The sequence below is a fragment of the Phycisphaerae bacterium genome, from assembly GCA_035275405.1.
In the GTDB taxonomy this organism is placed as follows: Bacteria; Planctomycetota; Phycisphaerae; order UBA1845; family UTPLA1; genus DATEMU01.
Genome location: DATEMU010000014.1, coordinates 154,069 through 174,417 on the forward strand (window position 1 = coordinate 154,069; position 20,349 = coordinate 174,417).

Below are 20,349 nucleotides of genomic sequence, written 5' to 3' on the forward strand. Positions count from 1 at the left end.
TTTTTGCTCCCCGTAGAGACGATTTCAACACCTTATTTCGTCGCCCTCCATGCCTCGCGTGTTATTCGCTCTTGTGTTTGGCTTGACAGGAATTACGCTCTCTTCGTTCGCTGCACCCGGCCTGACGAGTTCACAGCCTGCGAAGGCGCCGACAATGGCGCGGCCCACCACGCGCCCGACGACGTCGCGACCGGCCAAGCGATTGTTGCCCATCGGTTCGCCCGCGCCCAAGTTCGATCTCCCGGCCTTGAGCGGCGCGCATGTCTATTTCCCGGAGGCGTACGGCGGTCAGCTCGTCCTGATCCAGGTGTGGGCGAGTTGGTGCTCGTCCTGCGCCCGCGATTTTCCGTACTGGATAACGGCGCAGGAGAAGTTCGGCGGCATGGGCCTCACGCTGTTGGGCATCTCCATCGACGATGACCGCAACATCGGTATGGATAAAGTACTGACCACGATGCAGGAGCGCGGTTGCACGTGGGACGTCGTGTACAAGGATGCGCAGAATCGCTCCGTGCTGGGGCGCTATCTCGCGCCGACCCTGCCGACGCTTTACTTGATCGACGGCGACACCGGCCGGATCATCGACGCCGGCAACGACCTCCGCCGCGGCCGGCTCCTGCAAACGCTGGAGAAGCACCTTCGCGCCAAGTTCCCCGGCCAGTTCCCCACGTCGCAACCGGCCGATCCTCCGACGAGTCAACCGACGGCGCGGTGATCCTTCATTGCCGCAACGTCCGGCTCGCTCTATGATTGCTCACTGTCATAAGTCGTAATTTTTACCCATTCCCATGCCCAAACGCGTCATCATACTTGGCTCTACCGGCTCCATCGGCTGCAGCGCGCTGAGCGTCGCCGAGAGCCTGCCCGGCGAGTTCGAGATCGTCGGTCTCGCCGGTCAGCAGAGCCGGGAGAAGATGGCCGAACAGGTCCGTCGCTGGAATCCTAAGGCCGTCGCCCTGACCGATTCCGACGCGGCGGAGCAGCTTACCGCAGAGTTGCGCCGCGCGGGCAGCGCGACAGCCGTCTGGTCCGGCCCGGACGCCCTCGTCCGCCTCGTGAAAGAGCTGGACTGCGATTTCGTTTTATCTGCCATCGTCGGCGTGGCGGGGTTGCCGGCGACGCTCGCCGCCGCTGAACGCGGGCTGACCGTGGGGCTGGCGAACAAGGAATCGCTCGTTGTCGCGGGCAATCTCCTGGTCGACGCAGCGGCGCGGAGTGGCTCAAAGCTCCTGCCCGTCGATAGCGAACATTCGGCGATCTTTCAGTCGCTGCACTCCGGTACGCACGAGGAGGTCGAGCGAATCCTGCTGACGGCGTCCGGCGGGCCGTTTCGGACATGGACGCTGGAGCAGATGCGGTCCGCTAAGCTGGCCGACGCGATGCGCCACCCGACATGGGAAATGGGTCCTAAAATCACCATCGATTCGGCGACGATGATGAATAAGGCGCTGGAAGTGATCGAGGCGCGGTGGTTGTTTGACATCGCCCCGGATCGTATTGAAGTAGTTATTCATCCGGAGTCGATTATCCATTCGATGGTCGCGTTCCATGATGGGTCGATCGTGGCTCAGATGGGGCGACCGGATATGCGGACGCCGATTCAGTACGCGATGACCTACCCGCGGCGGCTGGCGGCGGGGGGCGAACGGTTGAATTTTTCGCGGCTGGGTCGGATGCATTTTGAGCCGCCGGATTTGGAGCGCTTCCCGGCGCTACGATTGGGGCACGAGGTGGCGCGAAAGGGCGGGACGGCGGGCGCGGCGTTGAACGCCGCGAACGAAGCGGCGGTCGCGGCGTTTCGCGAGGCGCGGATCGGTTTCCTGGAGATTGCGACGATCGTTGAAGATGTATTGAAACGGCATTCGTTCGACGCCCATCCGAGCCTGGAGACGTTGATGGCGGTCGATGCCTGGGCTCGAAAAGAGGTTCATTCATGAGGCCATTGCGGAATTCGGAATGTGGAATGCGGAATACTCGACGGCGAAAACGGCGATGGTTATCCCCTTTCGCTATTCGCTATTCGCTATTCGCTATTTCAACGCCCCTGGTGCTTTTCGCCGCGATGCCGGAATGGGCCCTGACCGGCTGGTCCTACATTCTGCTGATCCTCGGCTTCTCGCTGGTGATTTTCGTCCACGAACTCGGCCACTTCGCGGCGGCCAAGTGGGCGGGCGTCCGCGTCGAGCGCTTCGCCATCGGCTTTGGCAAGGAGCTGTTCGGATTCAGCAAGGGCGAGACGCGCTATTCGTTCAACGTCCTGCCGCTGGGCGGCTATGTGAAGATGCTCGGTCAGGAGGATTTCGTCGTCGATAAGTCCGGCGAGTTAAAGGTCAAGGCCGATCCCAACTCTTTTACCAACAAGAGCGTCTCGCAGCGGATGGTCATCATTTCCGCCGGTGTGATCATGAACCTCCTCTTTGCCATGATCGCCTTCGCCATCGTCGTGACGATTGGCCGGCCGCAGCCACCGCCCGTCGTCGGACAGGTCGTGGAGACTTCCGCCGCGGCCCGCGCCGGCCTGCAGACCGGCGATCGCATCCTGTCGATCAACGGCTCGAAGGTAGAAAGCTTCGGCGACATGTCCGCGCGGATCACGCTCTCCGATCCTGATGAGGAACTTGTCCTCGACGTCCTCCGCGATGGCAAGCGCGTCGACCCGCCGCCCCGCGTCAAGCCCATCTATAAGAAGAACGTCAGCGTCCGCCAGATCGGCGTCGGGCCGGGGATGAATCTCCGCGTGGCCGACACGACGCTGCGGCCGGGTGACGCCCCGCGCGAGGACGAACTCCACAAGTTCGACGAGTTCCATAAATTGACCGTCGACGGCGAGACCAAAGAGTTCAAGGACCTGGGTGTCTTTCGCCGCGCGATCGTGCAGGCCCAGGGCGCGCCGGTCGATATCATCGTCCAGCGCCCCGTCAAGCCCGGGGAGATCACCGAAGAGGCGGCGTTTAAGGGTGATTTGAACGTCGAGACGACCGAGGTCAAAGTCCAGGTCCGCGCCGTCTGGTATCCCGTCCCCTACGAGATGGAAGAAGAAGTCAGCGGGAGCCTGCTGGGCCTCGTCCCGCGCATGACCGTGCTGTTCAGCGAGCCGGGCAAGTCGTTTGACGCGGCAGGGGTCGAGCCGGGCGATGTGATTACCAAGTTCGGCAACGATGTCTTTCCGAGCTATCCGGCGCTGAAGCGCACGATCGAAGACGGCGCAGGTTCTCAAGTGGCCATCGAAGTCCGCCGGCCGGCCCGCGCCAACGGAGAGTTAAGCGCAGAGATAGTGAGGTTTTGTACAACGCACCGGGAAGCGCTGATTGAAGCCGCCCGGACCGACGTCAAGCAGGCCGTCTCGTTGGCCGGGCAATTGGCCAAGTCCGACGGCCTTTCGGCGCAGGATGCCGAGAAACTCGGTGCCCTCGTTACGCCCCTGGCGGACCGTCCGGCCTGGCGGCGCTGGCTCGAGCGCGTCGACGTGCATGCGCTTAAGCCGGTCATTCCGGATGCTCCGTTTGCGCTTTTCGGAAAGACGGTCCCGACCATTGACGCGACGTTGCGCTGCATCGACGAAGATCAAATCGTCGTCGCCGACGTCCTGCCCGCGATCGGCGAGCGCACCAGCCCGGCCAAGGTCGCCGGCATTCCCGTCGGCGCGGTCATCCTCGCCTGCGACGGCAAGAAGGTCGGCCGCTGGCAGGAACTCTCGGATATCTTCCGCGCGAACGTCGGCAAGACGGTTACCCTCCAGTATCGCCTCGCGGACGAATTGCGCGAGGCCAAGATGGCGATCCCGAGCTGCATCACCTCGGCCCTGGCCCTGCCCTTCGGCTCGCGGATCATCCGCATCGGCGATCGGGATTCGTATTTGCTGAAGATCGGAGACCAGCAGCGCGTGTCGGTGGCGCTTCCGGACTGGCGGGCCGTCGAAGGGCTGCTCAAGGAATCCGTCGGCAAGTCCGTCGCCGTCGAGTACGTCACGCCCGGCGGTGAGAAAAAGACCGCCCCGTTTGCCGTGACCGCGGAGAATACCGACCCCTGGCTGCAACGCATCCTCTACATCGAGCCCTTTATCTGCTATCCGCTGGCGGAGCGGCATCGCGAGGCCAACCCGATCGTGGCGGTGGGCGTCGGCTTCAAACAGGCCTATCAGGCGACGATGCAGACCGTGCTTTCGATCAAGCACATGCTTTTCACGCGGCAGGTGGGGCTGTCCAAGGTCAGCGGGCCGGTGGGGATTATCCGCATCGGCAGCCGCTTCGCCGGTTCCAGCGCCCTCGACTTGCTGTGGTTCCTGGCGCTGATCTCGGCGAACCTCGCCGTGCTCAACTTCCTGCCGCTGCCCATCGTGGACGGCGGGCTGTTCCTCTTTTTGATGTTGGAAAAGATCCGCGGCGAACCGGTGAGCATCAAGACGCAGGTCGCCACGCAGCTCGTCGGCATCGCCCTGATCGCGACGGTCTTTATTCTCGTCACGTATCAGGACATCAAGAACTGGATCACGGGGGCCTAGCGAGGACCGCTTCGCGGGCGCACGACAATTTGAGTTCCCGCGGACTATTCCTCGCCTTCCTCCGCGAGCGTGCGCTCATGCCGTTCGGTCAGGCTCCGGTCGTTGTTACACGCCAACAGCGCAACCGTGCAACTCAGCAGCGCGAGGGCCGCCAGAAACCGTAACAATCTGAAGCGGCCACGAATCACCGGCGGTTACTCAACCACCATTTCGCCCGGTGACTTGTCCTGCGGCGCGGACTCGTGCTGTTCCTGCCGTTCCGTGGTGGTCTTGTATTCGTTCTCTGCGCAGCCGGCATAAACGAAACCGAGGGCCAGCGTGAAAATCAAACAGCTTATCTTCTTCAGCATGAAGTTCTCCTGGAATCGAGGTCGCGAATGACGAAGCAAGGCAACCCTTGTTCGTCATTCGTAACCCGTCATTCTTCTTGTCTGATCACATTTTCTTATAACGAATGTACGTATGAACCACTTCCCACACCTGCATCGCGGGCATCTCGACCGTCACGGTCGCGGTGCCGTCGGAATCGTAGGAGGTGTGCTTCACGTAGGCGCCCTGAATATAGGCATCGAGCTGGGTGTCGATCTCGTCCCGCTCGGCGACGAAATCGCGCACCGTCGTGGAGGAGTCGATCTTGAAGCCCATTACCTGCTCGCCCAGCTTCCGCTTGGCGTCCAGTTCCGCGGCCCGCGCGGCCATCAGCTTGCCTTGCGGAGTGCCGGCCTTGTCCGCCGGGGGAACGCCGTTGCCGTCGGCCCGAATCGTCTGCGCGGTCCAATCGGGGATTTCCTCGTTCATCTTGACCGCCGCCGCCTGGATCGCCTGCGGACGGGGAACGCCCATCCCCACCGCGTCAAAGGTCTGGCTCTTGATGTGCTGGGTCACGTTCTCGATGTCCATCCCCTTCACGCTGTCGCCCTTGTAGTGCCGCTTGTGCAGCGTCTTGATCGTGGTAATGACCGACTCGACCGGAATCTCTACGGTCACTTCGACGATCAACTCGTCGTGGTGAAAGTAGGGCTTTCCGACGATCTGCGCGCCCGTCAGGGTCCCGCGGGCCTCGGTGTCAATCACGTCGGACTCGGCGACAAAGTCGCGAACGATGGTGTCGCTGGTGATGCGCAGCCCCTTGATCCGCTCCAGCAGCTTGCGCTTGGCGTCGATCTCCGCGGCACGCGTCGCCATGAGCCGCTCCTGCGGCGGAACGGCCAGCCACATTGGAGGAACGGGCGGCGGCGCGGCGCTCACGCCGGCCGGCATCGGGATCTCCCCGCCCGGTACGTCCGGAGGAAGGTCCGGTCGCGGCACGCCCATGCCCACGGCCTTGATGACGCTTTTCTGCACATGCTGCGTGATCTTCTCAAAGTCCATCGCCTTGAGCTTGTCGCCCTTGTAATGGCGCTCGTGAATCGATTTGAGTTCCGTGATGACATTCGCCACTGTTACCTCGGCCTCAATGGCGCAGGTCCCTTCGGCGTCCCACTTGGGCTTGCCGAAGCGCACGCCGCGGACGAAGTTGTCGAACTCCGCACGAATCTCGTCCGACTCGGCGACGAAGTCCCGCACGTGGGTGTCGGAGGTGATCTGCAATCCCTGAATCGTCTCGCCCAGCTTGCGATAGCCGTCCGCCTCGGCGGCGCGCTTGGCCAGCAGCTTGTTCTGGGCGTCCTTTTGCGCGTCCTGCGCATAGGCCCCCTGGGGGACAGGCAACAACATCGCGACCGCCAGACAAATCGGCGTTCTCAACAGACTTTTCATGATCGGCTCCTTCTTGTAATCGGCGTTGCGGCCCGTCAATCACGGTGCCCGCGTCGCCGCATTATCCCATCTTGTTCATCCGCTCGACGGCGGCCTTGTACTGAGGCTCTTCATTGTCCAGCGACAGGGCCTGCTTGTAATACTTGCGGGCATCATCCGTTCGGCCGAGCTTCTCGCAGCACGCGCCCGCCCCGAACAGCGCGCGGTGATCGTCGGGGTTCTCACTGATCGCCTGCTTGAAATTGGACAGGGCCGAATCGTAGTCCTCCGCGTTGATGCAGTTCACCGCGGCGATGCATTTCTCGTTCTTACCGCTCTCGACCGTTACGCTCGACTGAACCTCGACCGGCACGAATTTGGCCAAAAATTCCTTCGCCTGGCTTTCGATCATTCCCGCGATGACCTGGTCGCGCGGCGTCATGTCCGCTTCGGTCTTGCTCGATCCGAAGAACGGGCTGGCCTTGGTCTTGCTGAAATCCTGAGTCGGCATCGCGTTGTGTGAAATGACGATGTCGTTCGTCGCACTGTCTTTCAATTGAAACTGGGATTGAACCGTGATGTTGCGGGCCTCTTCGTCCACCTCCTCGGTATCGACGCTTCCCCCCCCACCCCATGCGCCGGCGACCACCGACATCGCGTCGATCGACCGCTTCTTACCGACTTGCTTGTCGATCTTGATCGTCACTTTGCTCGTCAGGATCGCCTTGGCCCCCTTGACCTGCGCCGCGGCCGCGTTGTCGCCGCTGTCCGTGATCCCCGCCGCCGCCAGATCCTTCTCCCCCATCGTCATCTTCAAATGCTCGCGATCCACCAGCTTGATCGGGATGTTGTGTTTCTCGGCGGCCTGTTCCAGATAGAACTGCATCATGTCCGCCGTCATCCGCGACCACTTGTCCTGGTCGAAATCGCCGGTGTCTCCGCCCATCTGGGCGTTCATCACCGCGATTTCCATATATTGTTCGCTAAGCGTCGCCTTCGGCTCAATCATCCGATTGAAACTGATGCTGGCCGTTCGCGATTTCGGTCCGCAACCCGTCAACACCGCTCCGAGAACCACCGTCAACAAAAAACTCGCGCGTCGCATGTACTTGCTCCTTAATCTGAATATGCCATCCCTGGAAATTCCGACGGATACCTTTGGATTACCGGGTAGGACATGGCTCGCGTCCCGGTCGTTGGCGCCTTGGGCGTGGGGCGGAGGCATGCCCGCTCACTTACCCTTGTGTCTTACGATACCGCCTGGATCGTGTCAAGAACCGGGTGGGCGGGGAGTGGCCGGCTGCGTGGTCGGCGGGCGAGGCCAGCGCGCCGGTCGCGACGTGGGTGTGCGTGGACTCACGACCCGTCGTGAGTTCCCTGCGGGCCTTGTCGAAGCCCCCGGGGGATAAACCGGCCGCGTCGTCGCCCCCGGACGCGAAACCGGTCGGGTCGTGATGGGCTGGCCGCGCGGCCCCATCGGACGGCCGATCAGACGACCGGGTCGTTCCGGCAGTTCCGGCGGTACATAGGGCGGTTTGGGGCCGCCGACGATGATGGGCCGGGGCGGGGCGGTCTGACTGGTCTTGACCCGCAAAATATGCTCCGTGCCCGACTTGAGCTGCATCGGGTCGGAGTTCGGCGTGGAAACATCCGCGACAAACGACAAGTCCCGCCGAAGACTCAACTGCACCAGCTCGCCGCGCGTCAGGTCGAACTCGACGCTCCCGTTACAAGCGGCGCGGTCGATGCGAAAGTCCTTCGGCTTGTTGGCGGCCGGGGCCGAAGCCGTGGTCGGATGCGACGTCGTGGGACCCGGCTTGGATTCCGGCTTCAGCGACACCTCCCCCGCCATCTCGATGGTGGCCACCTCACGGCCCTCGACCACCCGCACCGACCGCAACGTGCATTGAAGCTGCGTCGTGACCGTGCCGAAGGTCTTCATCACCTCGGAAAACGATCGCGACCAGGTGTCGCCTACGTGTACGGGCCCCTTTGGTAAGTAGAAAGGGCCCATATCATCGAGTAGTTGAGCCATCGATTTCTGATTCCATGCACACTTGTCGGCCGTCCTGGAGAGGCTGCGGCGCGTCGCTTGCCCCTGGTTGGTGGTGAGGATGAGGCTGATGTCGGAGGCCCGACCCGTCGCAGGATCGAGAATAAAAGTGGCCTTCGATCCGGCGATCCCCCCCAGGTCCATCAGCGACGGCGGCGGATAGGAGTCACGGAGCGAATCGTACGTCACCTTGTCCTTATGGCCTTGTTCGGACGCTTCGTATCGATCGCAGCGCCACGTCACGTAGGCCCCGCTCGGCTGGGACACGCTCGCCGTCGTCGGCTGGCGCACTGACGCAGGCAGGACCTGCTGGGTGATCGTCTTCTTGTCTTTCGCCCACGTCGAATAGGCCAGCAGCGGAGGCACGCCGCCACTGTCGCGATACTGGTTCTCGATGATGTAAAAGAGGTCTTTCCCTGGTTTCAGCTTGAAATGAAACGTGTAGGCCGGGGATTTCTCGGAAGGCGGGACCGGTTCGCCCCAAACCGCCGAGACCGCCACCAGCATCACCATGGTCAACAACGAACCCCAGTTACGAGCGCGGATCCACATCGGCAAGACTTGTCGGCCGTCACCCGCTGATGCTGTCAATGGTAACCTGGAGGTAGTTCTGCCGATGGCCCTTGTGCAGCTTGTAGCCCTTGCGCCGCCGAAACTTCACGATCTCCAGCTTCGGGCCCTTTTGTCGGCCCACCAGGCTGGCCGTGACCTTCGCGCCGGTCACATACGGCGTCCCGACCTTGCTCTTGGCCCCGTCGCCGAGCATCAACACCTTGTCGAACTCGATCTTCTTGGCCGTCGTGGCCAGCTTGCGCTGCTCGACGTAAAGCGTGTCGTCCTTTTGAACCCGGTATTGCTTTCCCCCGTCTTCGATGATCGCGTACATGATCGAGCGCTCCTGCCCTTCGCTGGGCGATGATTTATTCCTCGTGAAAAGCCCAACAAGTATCGGGCAAAGGCCGATTCCTGGCAAGGGCGCCCCTGGCTTGGAATCCCGCCGTTGGCTGTCCCCGCCGGACGCCCCTAGAATCGGGGATACGCCGGTCACCGGACGGCCGGCAAGGGTTATGGTCGCCCAGGCGACTCACCCGAAACCAAAGAACACATGGATCGCCCCCCTTGCTCCTGATCCCGATTCGCACCGATTCGCCCATCCGCCGCATCCCGCGGGTCAACCACGCGATCATCGCCGTCAACGTCCTGGTCTATCTCGTCATCGATCTCCTGGCCCCGCGCTTTGGCATTAACACCGAGGCCAGCCTCAAAGATCGGCTCGTGATCGACCCCCAGAACCTCGAACTCTACCAGTTCTTCACATACCAATTTCTCCACGGCGACTTCTGGCACATCGCCGGCAACATGCTCTTTCTCTGGGTGTTCGGCAACGGCGTGAATTCCAAGATGGGCCATCTCGCCTATCTCATGTTCTACCTCGCCTGCGGCGTCTTCGCCGGAGTCGGCTTCGCGTCCACCAGCGAGTATCCCTGCCTCGGCGCCAGCGGCGCCATTGCCGGTGTCACCACCGCCTTCCTCGTCCTCTTCCCGCGCAGTGCCGTCACCGTCGTCTACTGGCTATGGCTCTACATTGGGACCATCCAGGTCCAGGCCCTCCTTCTCATCGTCGTGAAGATCATCCTCTGGGACAACATCATCTCCCCCAACCTCGCCGGTGACGCCGGCTTCACCCAGGTCGCCTATTCCGCCCACATCGCCGGATACCTCTTTGGCTTTCTGTGGTGCTCCTTCATGCTCCTTATCCACGCCCTGCCGCGCGACCAGTACGACATCATCGCCCTCGTCAAACGCTATCGCCAGCGCCAGCAGTATCGCGTCATGATGGCCGATCCCAACGCCCAGGCCCGCGCCGCCTTCGGTCGCGTCGCCCGGCCGATCACCGCCACCGGCGAGATCGTCGAGCAGCCGCTGAGTCCCGAAGAGGCCGAAATCGTCCGCATCCGCGGCGAGATCGCCGACCGGCTCGATGCGCACGACTACCCCGCCGCCGCTGAGGCGTACCAAACGCTCGTCACCCGCGACCCGTCGCAGTGTCTGCCGCGCACGCAGATGCTCGAAGTCGCCAACCAGCTCATGACCATGGGCCGCTATCCGCAGGCCGCCTCGGCGTATGAAAAATATCTGACCGCCTACCCGACTGACGCGGAAAAAGAAGAGGTCAAGCTCGTGCTGGGCATCATCTACGCCAAGTATTTGGCGCAGCCCGAATCGGCGCAAAAGCACCTCCGCGACGCCCTCGCCCGCATGACCAACCCCGACCACATCCGTCAGGCCACCCACTGGCTCGACACCGCCACCGCGGCCCTCGGGCCCCGCCCGGCGCATTAACTCGGGAGGGCGAGTCTCCCGCTGAGCCGTCGTCGCCGCCGGCGCCCCTGGCAGAGCGGGCGATTGCTACGCCCACCTTTGACAGGTTCCGGCCAGCGAAGAAACGCTGATTGTGCGGACGATCCGGGCGGTCTTCCGGTTGCACTTTTGAGAAAGCTGCGTATTCGGCTTGCCGGGCTTCACGTTGATGAGCGATAGCGGAGCTTGCTATAAATCAGAAAATAAGCTATTATGAGCGATAGAAGGGAGCCCTATCGCTCATGCGCTGGAACTGGCAACAACCGGATTGGCCTGAGTTTACCTGGGACGAATCGCGCCTGATCAAGGCGGAGGAACGTTTTCTCCTTTGCGGCGGCCAGTTTCTCGGCACGGTGAAACACCTGTCCTCAGAGGATCATGACCAAATTGCGGTGGAAGCGATGAGCAACGAAGCGGTCACGACCTCCGAAATCGAGGGCGAGCTTCTCAATCGCGACAGTGTGCAATCCTCGATCCGCCGTCAGTTGGGCCTGGCGACCGATCAACGCCGGGTTCCACCCGCCGAGCAGGGCATCAGCGAGGTGATGGTGGACCTGTACCGCAACTATGCGAAGGCGCTCGATGAGCGAGTGCTGTTTTCCTGGCATCGGATGGTCACAAAGGGGCGTACCGATCTTCATGACATCGGCCGCTACCGAACGCACACGGAGCCGATGCAAGTCGTATCGGGCGCCGTCTATGATCCCGACATCCATTTCGAGGCCCCGCCGTCGGGCAAGGTTCCGAAGGAAATGGGCCGGTACCTGGCCTGGTTCAACGAAACGGCTCCGAATGGAGGAAAGCCCCTGCCGGTCCTGACGCGCGCCGGCATTGCACACCTCTACTTCGAGAGCATTCATCCGTTTGAAGACGGAAACGGGCGCATCGGCCGGACCGTCGCGGAAAAGGTATTGGCGCAAGGGCTGGGACAGCCATCGCTCACTGCCATTGCCGCAACCATGCTGGCTCATCGCAAAGCGTATTACGCGGCGCTGGAAGCGGCGAACAAGAACAACGAAATTACCGCCTGGCTGGCGTGGTTTGCCGGTATCAGCCTGGAAGCGCAGCAACGCACGCTTGCCCAGGTGGAGTTCGTGCTCGACAAAGCCAAACTGCTCGATCGCTTCCGCCATGAATTGAACACACGTCAACTCGAGGTCTTGCTGCGCGTATTGCGGGAGGGTCCGGAAGGCTTCAAGGGCGGACTCAGCGCGGGCAACTACGCGAAGATCGCGAAGGCATCACCGGCGACAGCCACGCGCGACCTCGGCGAAATGGTTGAACGCGGGGCCCTTGCCCGCACCGGGGAAAAGCGGCATACGCGGTACCATCTTCCCATACCGCTACGGCCCACGCCCTGGATTACGATTGACGAGGAGGGCAATATCATTACGAGCCAAAGGCCAAAGCAATGACGACGGGCCACTGCCGCCTGTTCGCGTCACGGCGCAATGCCATCGACACGGGGAACACCGCCCCCTTCGCTTTTCCGCACCATTCCGGTAAGTCTTCGGCCCCTCTTTTTCACCCCTCCGGCCTTGCCTCAGTGACGAGAATGCGGACGAGGCTTGTATTATAATAATGCCGGCTGGTTTTACTCGCATTTCAGAAGGGAGCTGCGAAAACGCCGCGGAGGAGAAGCACAATGTCCCTTTCGTTCATTTCGGAAGCTGCGAATTCTCGATTAGCGCGGGTGGTTCTGGTTTGCGCACTTCTCCTCACAGGGGTGAGCTGCGAAACGCCACCTGTCGATAACATGACGCCTCCACCGCCACAGGAAGTACCGGATATTCCGCCGCCTTCTCCACCGTCCGGGCCAACGCTTTCCTCGGCGTACACTTCGAACATTGCCGGCGGGACGTTGACCGCCACAGGCAACAACAAAGGAACAAAGCTGGCGCTGCGGCTGAGGGCCGGCGACTCCACGATCCTGGAACTGGACGACGGCGATGACGGCACCGCCGATTTCAGCTTTGACCGCGTGAAGTTCGACCACATCGTGGTTAATGCCGGCGGCGGCGATGACATGATCCGGATCGACGAGGTCAACGGCATCTTCACCGACACCGAGGTGACGACGTTCAATGGTGAAGATGGGAATGACGCGTTGACCGGGGGCAGTGGGCCGGAGACGCTCAACGGCGGGCCCGGCGACGACGTGTTAACGGGTAACGCCGGCGCCGATGCGCTGAACGGCGAGGACGATAGCGATACGATCAACGGTGGCGACGGCGACAACATCGACCTGGCCGGCATCCTAGGCGGCGCTTTCAGCGACGGCGTCGCGGACACGGTCATCGTTAACGGCACGAGCGGCGACGATATCCTCATCGCGACGCTCACCGGCGGCCAACTGCACGTGAGCGGTCTGGCCGCTAATGTGGTCATCGACCATTTCGATATTTTGACAGACAGCGTCAACATCCTTGGCGCGGACGGTCACGACGTGATCGACGCTTCCGCGGTCGGCGCCGGCGGCCCGACGTTCACCCTGGACGGTGGCGCAGGCGATGACATCCTGCACGGTAGTCTTGGAAACGACAGCATGATCGGCGGGGACAACGACGACGTTATGTTCGGCGGCGCCGGGTCCGACGGTCTCGACGGCGGCCTCGGCGAAAACCTCCTCTTTGGGGGAGGGAACAACTTTTCCAGCGGCATAGTATCCGTCTTCGGCGACGATTCGGCCAACACGATCACAATCAGTCGCGATCCTGGCGGGAATATCCTGGCCGACGGCGTGCCGATCCCCGGGGCCACCGTCGCAAATACCTCGCTGATCCGGGTGTTTGGCCGGGGCGGCGATGACACGATCTCGCTCAACGAATCGAACGGCGCCTTGCCTGCAGCCGCGCTCTATGGCGGTGCCGGCATGGATACGCTCGCCAGCGGCTCTGGCGCTGACCTGGTTTTCGGTGGCATCGACAGCGATACGCTACTGGCGAAGGGAGGCTTTGACTTCGCCTTCGGTGGCGCCGGCGACGACACGCTGACCGGCGGCGACGCGGATGACCAGGCCTTCGGTGAAGGGGGCGACGACCGCCTGATCTGGAACCCGGGCGATGACACCGACCTCAACGAGGGCGGCAGCGGTGACGACACCGTCGAAGTCAACGGCGGCAACGGCGACGAAGTGTTCACGGTGACGGCCAACGGCGCGCGTGTCCGCTTCGACCGCCTCAATCCCGCGCCTTTCAGCCTCGACATCGGCACCTGCGAGGAGCTCGTGCTCAACGCCAACGGCGGCAACGATTCCTTCAGCACGACGGGGGACCTGGCTGCCCTGATTCAGATCACAGCGGACGGCGGGGCTGGGAACGACACCCTGCTGGGTAGCAATGGCGTTGACACGCTGCTGGGCGGCGACGGACACGACTTCATCGACGGCCAGCAGGGTAGCGACACCGCGTTCCTGGGCGCCGGCGACGACGTATTCCAGTGGGACCCCGGCGACGGCAGCGACACCGTCGAAGGCGGGGCGGACCATGACATCATGCTCTTTAACGGATCGGCCGGCGCTGAGATCTTCGAATTCTCGGCCAACAGGCAGCGCCTCCGCTTCACCCGCAACCTCGGCAACATCGTCATGGACGTTGACGACGTGGAGCAGGTGGACCTCCGGTCACTCGGCGGGGCCGACACCGCCACGGTGAACGACTTGACCGGCACGGACGTGACCCAGGTGAACGTCGATCTCGCCGGAACCATCGGCGGCGTCACCGGCGACGGCGCGGCGGATTCGATCACGATTAACGGAACCAACGACATTCAGGACATCATTGATGTCTTCGGCGCGGGTACTTCGGTCTCCGTGGTCGGTCTGCAGGCCCAGGTCAACATCACCAACTCCGAGGGCGCCAGTGATTCGCTCATCGTTAACGCCCTGGACGGCGTCGGCGTCGATCTCATGACGGCGACTACGCTGCCGGCCGGCGTGATCAAACTGACACTCGATGGTGGTGCTGGCAATGACGAGATCCTCGGCTCGCAGGGCGACGACATCTTGCTGGGCGGCGACGGAGACGACTTTATCTTCGGCGACAACGGCGCTGACGTCGCCTTCATGGGCGCCGGCGACGACACATTCCAGTGGAACCCCGGGGACGGAAGCGATACGCTCGAAGGACAGGACGGCGCCGATACCCTGCTCTTTTTGGGCTCGGCCGCCGCGGAGAACATCGATGTCTCTCCCAATGGGGGGCGGGTCATTTTCTTCCGCGACGTGGCTAATGTGACTATGGACCTTGATGACGTGGAGACCATTGACTTCCGCGCCCTGGGCGGTGCGGACGACATCGTCGTCGGCGACCTGACCGGTACCGACATGACCCAGGTTCATCTCAACCTCGAGTCCGCCGCGGGCAGCGGCGTCGGCGACGGCGCGGTCGACACGGTCACGGTCAACGGCACGAACGGACCCGATTCTTTCGGCGTCGCGGGCGTCTCCTTCGGGGTCAGTGTTGTCGAGCTTCAGGCCCAGGTCAACATTTTCGTTCCGGAGGGGGCCAACGACCGGCTAACGCTCAACGCCCTGGGCGGCGATGACACCGTGGGCGCCTCGACGCTGTCGGCCGGCGTGATCCAACTGACGATGAACGGCGGCCTCGGCGCAGACACCCTGATCGGCAGCGCGGGCGACGACCTGTTTAATGGCGGCGACGGAAACGACACGGCCTTCATGGGCGCCGGAAACGACACCTTTGTCTGGAACCCCGGCGACGATAACGATACGCTGGAGGGCCAGGACGGCTTCGACACGATGCTCTTCAACGGCGCCAACGTCGCCGAGCAGATCAGCATCTCCGCCAATGGCGGCCGGGTGCTCTTCACCCGCGACATCGCCAACGTGACCATGGACCTCAACGATGTCGAGAGCATCGACTTCACCGCGCGAGGCGGAACGGACACCATCACTGTCAACAACCTGACGGGCACGGACGCGACCGAGATCAATCTTAGTCTCGAATCCACCCCGGGGAGCGGCGTCGGCGACGGCGCGGCGGATTCCATCATTGTCAGCGGCACCGCCGGCGACGACGTGATCCTGGTGGTCGGAGACGCCAGCGGCACGTCGGTCCTCGGCCTGGCCGCCCAGGTGAATATCACCGGCGCCGAATCCGCCAATGACCGGGTGACCATCAACGCGCTGGGCGGCGACGATGTGGTGGAGGCCTCAGGCCTGGAGGTCGGGGCGATCCAGCTCACGGCCGACGGCGGTGCCAACAACGACGTGCTCGTAGGAGGTGACGGCAACGATACCCTCTTGGGCGGCGACGGCGACGATGTGTTGATCGGCGGGCTGGGTATTGACATCCTTGACGGCGGACCGGGCGACGACACCGAGATCCAGTGATCGGATTGATACCGAGGCGTCAGGTCGGCGTAACTGATTCATTATGATGATCGTTCCAGCAGCGTAGGCCCGCCACGGAACATCGGCGCGATCGTTGTCAGTTATAATGGCGACGATGCTCTCGACGCTCCTGGTCGCCTGGTGTTTGCTCGCACTCACGGTGATGATTCATGCTACGGGGCTGGCGGTTTTGCTGCGGCGCACGCTAAGGGCGCCGGGGCGGCCGGATACGCGATTCTGGCCGGTAACGTGGCTGCTGGTACATGTCGCGGCGTGGCTCATCTTTCTGCACCTCACCGAGATCGGAGTCTGGGCGCTATTCTACTGGTGGCAGAAGTGCATGCCGGATGCGGAGTCGTCGTTTTATTTCTCCGGTGTCACCTATGCCACTGTGGGTTACGGCGACCTCGTCTTACCGAAGGAATGGCGACTGCTCGGACCGGTGGAAGGATTGACCGGCATCCTCATGTGCGGGCTTTCGACAGGTTTTTTCTTCGCCGTCGTCAACAAGGTGTTCGGGGCACGATCCAGTGCCGAGAGTTCCTGATCCGGCTCTCTCTTGGAGCGATCCATGGACAACAGCCAAACACCCGGCACCGATTCGAAGGTCGGTTCGCAGCAACGGATTGCATCCAGAATTGTCCTGGGTCGCGTGACGGCCATACAACCGGATTCGCGACGTCAGCAGCGACTCGCCGGTGCGGTCGTGCTGGGAGTGGGAGTTCTCGCACTCTTCGTGCCACTCTGGCCGGAGCTGGCGCCGGAACGACGCCTGGGACTTACGCTGCTTGCCATTTCCGGCATCGAATTGTTCCATGGTTTTCGCCGGGCCGACGCCGCGGAACAACGCAGCGCCTGGTTCGGCGGCCTCATTTCGCTGGCGTTGGCCATCCTGCTCATGAATGCCCCGATGCTGGTCGGCGGCGCACTCAAGTACTTGGTCGCCGGCTGGTTTGCCGTGGATGGAGTCCGTTACGCAGTAGAGGCCTTTCGTGCCAGACGAACACGAGAACCCGTCGGCTCCTCCTCCGCGGCCGCGCTGGGCTATTTTGTACTCGTTCTCCTCGTTCTGCTGGTGGGGCGTCATCGTCCGTTGTGGGCAATGGCAATCGCGGTGGCTCTGCGCTGTGGCCATACCGCCGCGAATATTTTTCGAGCCTCAATTCTCCAGGCCGACGATGCCGGCGAACGCGCCATGCGCCTCCTGGGATTGGAGGCACAACCGGAAGTGCGGGCGATCTGCGACCGATTGGCGTCGGAGGAGAGCGCGCGCAAACCGGTCGACCGGTACTGGATTCTGACGTTTGTGCTGACGTTATTCGCGATTCACCTGGGGCGGATGGGCTTTGACGGGACCGCGGTTGGCATTCTCGCGCCCGGTTTCGCCGTAGTGGGGGATTTGTCGGTCGCGCTGGGGATGGGGCTGTTTATCGTGATCCCGACTCACCTGGCAGTCCGCCATCTGACGCGGCCGGTGGAACGCCAAGCGTGGCGATGGTGTCTATCCGGCGGGGCGAATGACCGCAACTCGTGGATGCGGCGGCTGATGCGGATCTGGCTTACGCATCGTCTGCGCTTCGCCATTCGCGTGCGGCAGGCCAGTTATACGCTGCGATCGGCGCTGGGGCGCGGACTGCAGATCGGACTCCCGGTCGCGGCCATCCTCGCCGCGACCACGCCGGTCTGGGGAATGAGCTGGTATTTTGACACCGAGAATTACGCCTCCGGGATCTGGGATTCCTGGGCGGAAGCCCGTACCGACACCTGGCGCAAAGCGATGATTCATGCCGTCGAAGCCCGCGAAACGGCCGCAGGCCGCCCCGCGCCGACGTTTGCGGTTAGTCCGCCGGGAAATTCCAGCGCCGCCGACTTTTCGTTCCTCGTGATTGGCGACACGGGCGAGGGGGACGCGTCCCAGCATGTACTCCGCGACCAACTCATCCTGGCCGCTCTCCAGCCGGAGGTGCGCTTCGTCGTCTTGTCGTCCGATGTGGTCTATCCGTCCGGCGAGATGAAGGATTACGAGGCGAGATTCTGGCTTCCCTTCAAGGGAGTGGACAAGCCGGTCTATGCGATCCCCGGTAATCACGATTGGTACGACGCCCTCGAAGGTTTCGCGGCGACGTTTTTTGAACCGGACGCCACCCGGACGACGATGCGCGCGAGGGTTGCCGCCGACTTCAGAATCACCAAGACAACCGACCGTCACATCGAGACGCTCATCGCCCAGGCCGCTCGGCTGCGGCAGGAGTACCGGGTCCCGACCGGTTTTCAGCAGGGCCCGTTTTTTCAGTTTCAGACCGACCGATTCGCCCTGTTTGCGGTAGACACTGGCGTGCGCATGCGGCTTGACGAGGCGCAACTGGCGTGGCTCAAAGCGGCACTGGCGTCAGCGCGGGGAAAGTTCAAGATGGCGATACTCGGCCATCCGCTCTTCGCCTGCGGCGAATACCGTGCGGGGGCAAACGCCGACTTCGCCGCGTTGCATCAACTCCTCCGCGAGCATGAGGTCCGTGTGGTGATGGCGGGAGATACGCATGACCTGGAGTACTATGGCGAGACGGCGGACCCCAGCGCGCTGATGTACCACTTTGTCAACGGAGGCGGCGGCGCGTTTCTCACGATGGGAGCGCAGTTCGCCCCGCTCGAGAAGTTTCCAACCCGTGACTGGGCTTTCTATCCCGCCGCCGCGCCCTTGATCGCCAAGATCGAGGCAAACAACGCCTCCTGGAAAAAGCCGATGTGGTGGTGGACGAAACACCTCCGCGCATGGCCCTCGTCGCCGGAGTGGTTGTCCGCCGCATTCGACTACAACGTCGCGCCGTTTTTTCAGAGTTTTTTTGAAATCCGCGTCGAACCGACGGCGAACCGGGTGCAATTGCTCCCGTGGGGTGTCCACGGCCGCCTGCGCTGGTCCGATCTACAGATGTCCGCCGGATTACGGCCACCGGAGCAATCGCCGGATGCGCTGGTCGAGTGGGTTCTTCCGATGGAACCCGTAGTCGCGAATTGAGCGACTATCTGCTCAAATATTCAACTGTTCCGTTTCCACCGATACCGCGACATCACCCACCCCACTGCACCCAGCGGCATCATCATTCCCACGCCCAGGCCGCACATCGTATTGTTCGATCCGTTGATGAGATTGGCGGCCGCAACGTCGCCGTTTTCCTCCGCGCAGCCGCCGTCGTTGCAGGGGCATTCGAGGTCCGGCGCATCCGTCGTAAGCTGCTGCAGGAGGCTGCAGACCGTCTCATCGCCGGCGACCGCGCCGACCGCGTCCTGGTAGAGGCCGATCAGCCCGGTCGTGGTGTGGGGCGCGTCGACGGCGTCGGCGTTGACCAGGGCCGCCGTGACATGCCGCGCCAGGGTGAAGCGGTTGCACGGATTGTGCGGATCGCCTTTGCCGACTTTTATGGCGTCGAGCAGCGTCGCCGTGTCGGGCATCCCGGATTGGGCAGAAGTGACGCCGAAGGTCGCGTTGAACAGGTCGCACGTCTGCACCGTCGTCGTGGCGTCCTCGGCCGGGTCTTCGTTCGGGCAGCCGGCGTCCCAGAATTGGGTGTGGTTCTTCCAGAAACCCGTCCCGCAGCCCTGCGTCCCGCCGCCGCCGCAATCGCGGCTCAGGTCGACGCTCGTCGTGCACGAGCAGCCGTCGCCCGACGTCACGGTAATCTCCAGGTGGACCGTCCCGCCGGCGTCGGCGTCGTAGGTGATGCACGGATTGGTAAAGGAGCCGGACGTGATCATCCCGCCAGTGATGGACCAATCGTAGAAAGCTCCGTCTCCGGCATTGGGGACACACGCGGTATTGCCGGTCGAGCCGGGGCAGGGCGCCTCGGCGGTGATCGCGCAGCTGGGATTCCCAAAAACGACGATCGTTTCGTCATCCTGGGACATCACTGTCGTCGTGTCGAAGGTGCCGCTGGCCTCGGCGTTGTTGGTATGAGTCCCGATCGGCAACGTGGTCGAATGGGAATAGACCCAGCCTTCGTTGAGGTCGAGCAACCCGTTGAAATCATCGTCGCCGCCGTCAAAGGTTGGGCTGAAATCATCATCGCTTTCGGGAGGGTTGGCGCCCGGCGTGCCGTTGTCATCGACTACGACGACATTCGCGAGCGGCACGTCGCCGGTGTTGCTCACGAAGTAGGTGTAGTTGACCACGTTTCCGTCACAGGACGGACTGGGTTCGCCCACCTTCTCCAGGAAAATCTGCGGGTTCCCTACGCCCCCGGCGTGGGCCAGGAGTGCGAACCGAGCCGTCACGATGACAGCGATGGCCAGGCCAAGTGAAAAGTTGCGATTGCTTTTCAAGAACGGCATGATTTTTCCTCCCATGTCTTG

At 62.6% G+C, this 20,349-nt stretch carries 15 protein-coding genes; 8 read left to right on the top strand and 7 right to left on the bottom strand.

Annotated features, from left to right (window positions below):
- The first annotated feature begins 154 nt into the window (after positions 1–154).
- The 3 genes from VJZ71_17180 to rseP all read left to right on the top strand — a co-directional run bounded on the left by VJZ71_17180 (position 155) and on the right by rseP (position 4,501).
- The gene (locus VJZ71_17180; protein ID HKQ49810.1) at positions 155–715 is read left to right on the top strand and encodes a TlpA disulfide reductase family protein; all 561 of its coding nucleotides are present in this window, start codon (positions 155–157) and stop codon (positions 713–715) included.
- A 73-nt stretch (positions 716–788) separates the two neighbouring features.
- Positions 789–1,937 carry a 1-deoxy-D-xylulose-5-phosphate reductoisomerase gene (locus VJZ71_17185; protein ID HKQ49811.1) on the top strand — a complete coding sequence of 383 codons (1,149 nt, stop codon included), beginning with the start codon at positions 789–791 and terminating at the stop codon, positions 1,935–1,937.
- A gap of 26 nt (positions 1,938–1,963) precedes the next feature.
- Positions 1,964–4,501 carry an RIP metalloprotease RseP gene (gene rseP / locus VJZ71_17190; protein HKQ49812.1) on the top strand — a complete coding sequence of 846 codons (2,538 nt, stop codon included), beginning with the start codon at positions 1,964–1,966 and terminating at the stop codon, positions 4,499–4,501.
- A 44-nt stretch (positions 4,502–4,545) separates the two neighbouring features.
- On the opposite strand, the gene VJZ71_17195 is transcribed toward rseP, so the two are convergent.
- From VJZ71_17195 to rplU, 6 genes are all read right to left on the bottom strand, one after another.
- Entirely contained in the window at positions 4,546–4,689 is a 144-nt protein-coding gene (locus VJZ71_17195) for a hypothetical protein (GenBank protein ID HKQ49813.1), read from the bottom strand.
- Positions 4,690–4,695: 6 nt separating this feature from the next.
- On the bottom strand, positions 4,696–4,851 hold the full coding sequence (locus VJZ71_17200; protein HKQ49814.1) for a hypothetical protein: 156 nt from the start codon (positions 4,849–4,851) through the stop codon (positions 4,696–4,698).
- Between the two features lie 85 nt (positions 4,852–4,936).
- The gene (locus VJZ71_17205; protein HKQ49815.1) at positions 4,937–6,259 is read right to left on the bottom strand and encodes a hypothetical protein; all 1,323 of its coding nucleotides are present in this window, start codon (positions 6,257–6,259) and stop codon (positions 4,937–4,939) included.
- 61 nt (positions 6,260–6,320) lie between these two features.
- The gene (locus VJZ71_17210) at positions 6,321–7,343 is read right to left on the bottom strand and encodes a tetratricopeptide repeat protein (GenBank protein ID HKQ49816.1); all 1,023 of its coding nucleotides are present in this window, start codon (positions 7,341–7,343) and stop codon (positions 6,321–6,323) included.
- Positions 7,344–7,508: 165 nt separating this feature from the next.
- Entirely contained in the window at positions 7,509–8,843 is a 1,335-nt protein-coding gene (locus VJZ71_17215) for a hypothetical protein (protein HKQ49817.1), read from the bottom strand.
- Positions 8,844–8,862: 19 nt separating this feature from the next.
- Complete coding sequence (rplU, locus tag VJZ71_17220) at positions 8,863–9,177, bottom strand: 50S ribosomal protein L21 (protein HKQ49818.1); 315 nt, start codon at positions 9,175–9,177, stop codon at positions 8,863–8,865.
- A gap of 233 nt (positions 9,178–9,410) precedes the next feature.
- Between rplU and VJZ71_17225 the strand changes: the two genes are divergently transcribed.
- The 5 genes from VJZ71_17225 to VJZ71_17245 all read left to right on the top strand — a co-directional run bounded on the left by VJZ71_17225 (position 9,411) and on the right by VJZ71_17245 (position 19,018).
- A complete protein-coding gene (locus tag VJZ71_17225; protein ID HKQ49819.1) occupies positions 9,411–10,634 on the top strand; it encodes a rhomboid family intramembrane serine protease in 1,224 nt (407 codons plus the stop codon).
- 260 nt (positions 10,635–10,894) lie between these two features.
- Complete coding sequence (locus tag VJZ71_17230; protein HKQ49820.1) at positions 10,895–12,067, top strand: Fic family protein; 1,173 nt, start codon at positions 10,895–10,897, stop codon at positions 12,065–12,067.
- 230 nt (positions 12,068–12,297) lie between these two features.
- The gene (locus VJZ71_17235) at positions 12,298–16,005 is read left to right on the top strand and encodes a calcium-binding protein (protein ID HKQ49821.1); all 3,708 of its coding nucleotides are present in this window, start codon (positions 12,298–12,300) and stop codon (positions 16,003–16,005) included.
- 115 nt (positions 16,006–16,120) lie between these two features.
- Entirely contained in the window at positions 16,121–16,552 is a 432-nt protein-coding gene (locus VJZ71_17240; GenBank protein ID HKQ49822.1) for a potassium channel family protein, read from the top strand.
- A gap of 24 nt (positions 16,553–16,576) precedes the next feature.
- Positions 16,577–19,018, top strand: coding sequence for a metallophosphoesterase (locus tag VJZ71_17245; protein ID HKQ49823.1), 2,442 nt, complete (start codon positions 16,577–16,579; stop codon positions 19,016–19,018).
- A 20-nt stretch (positions 19,019–19,038) separates the two neighbouring features.
- On the opposite strand, the gene VJZ71_17250 is transcribed toward VJZ71_17245, so the two are convergent.
- A complete protein-coding gene (locus tag VJZ71_17250) occupies positions 19,039–20,328 on the bottom strand; it encodes a hypothetical protein (protein HKQ49824.1) in 1,290 nt (429 codons plus the stop codon).
- Positions 20,329–20,349: the final 21 nt, after the last annotated feature.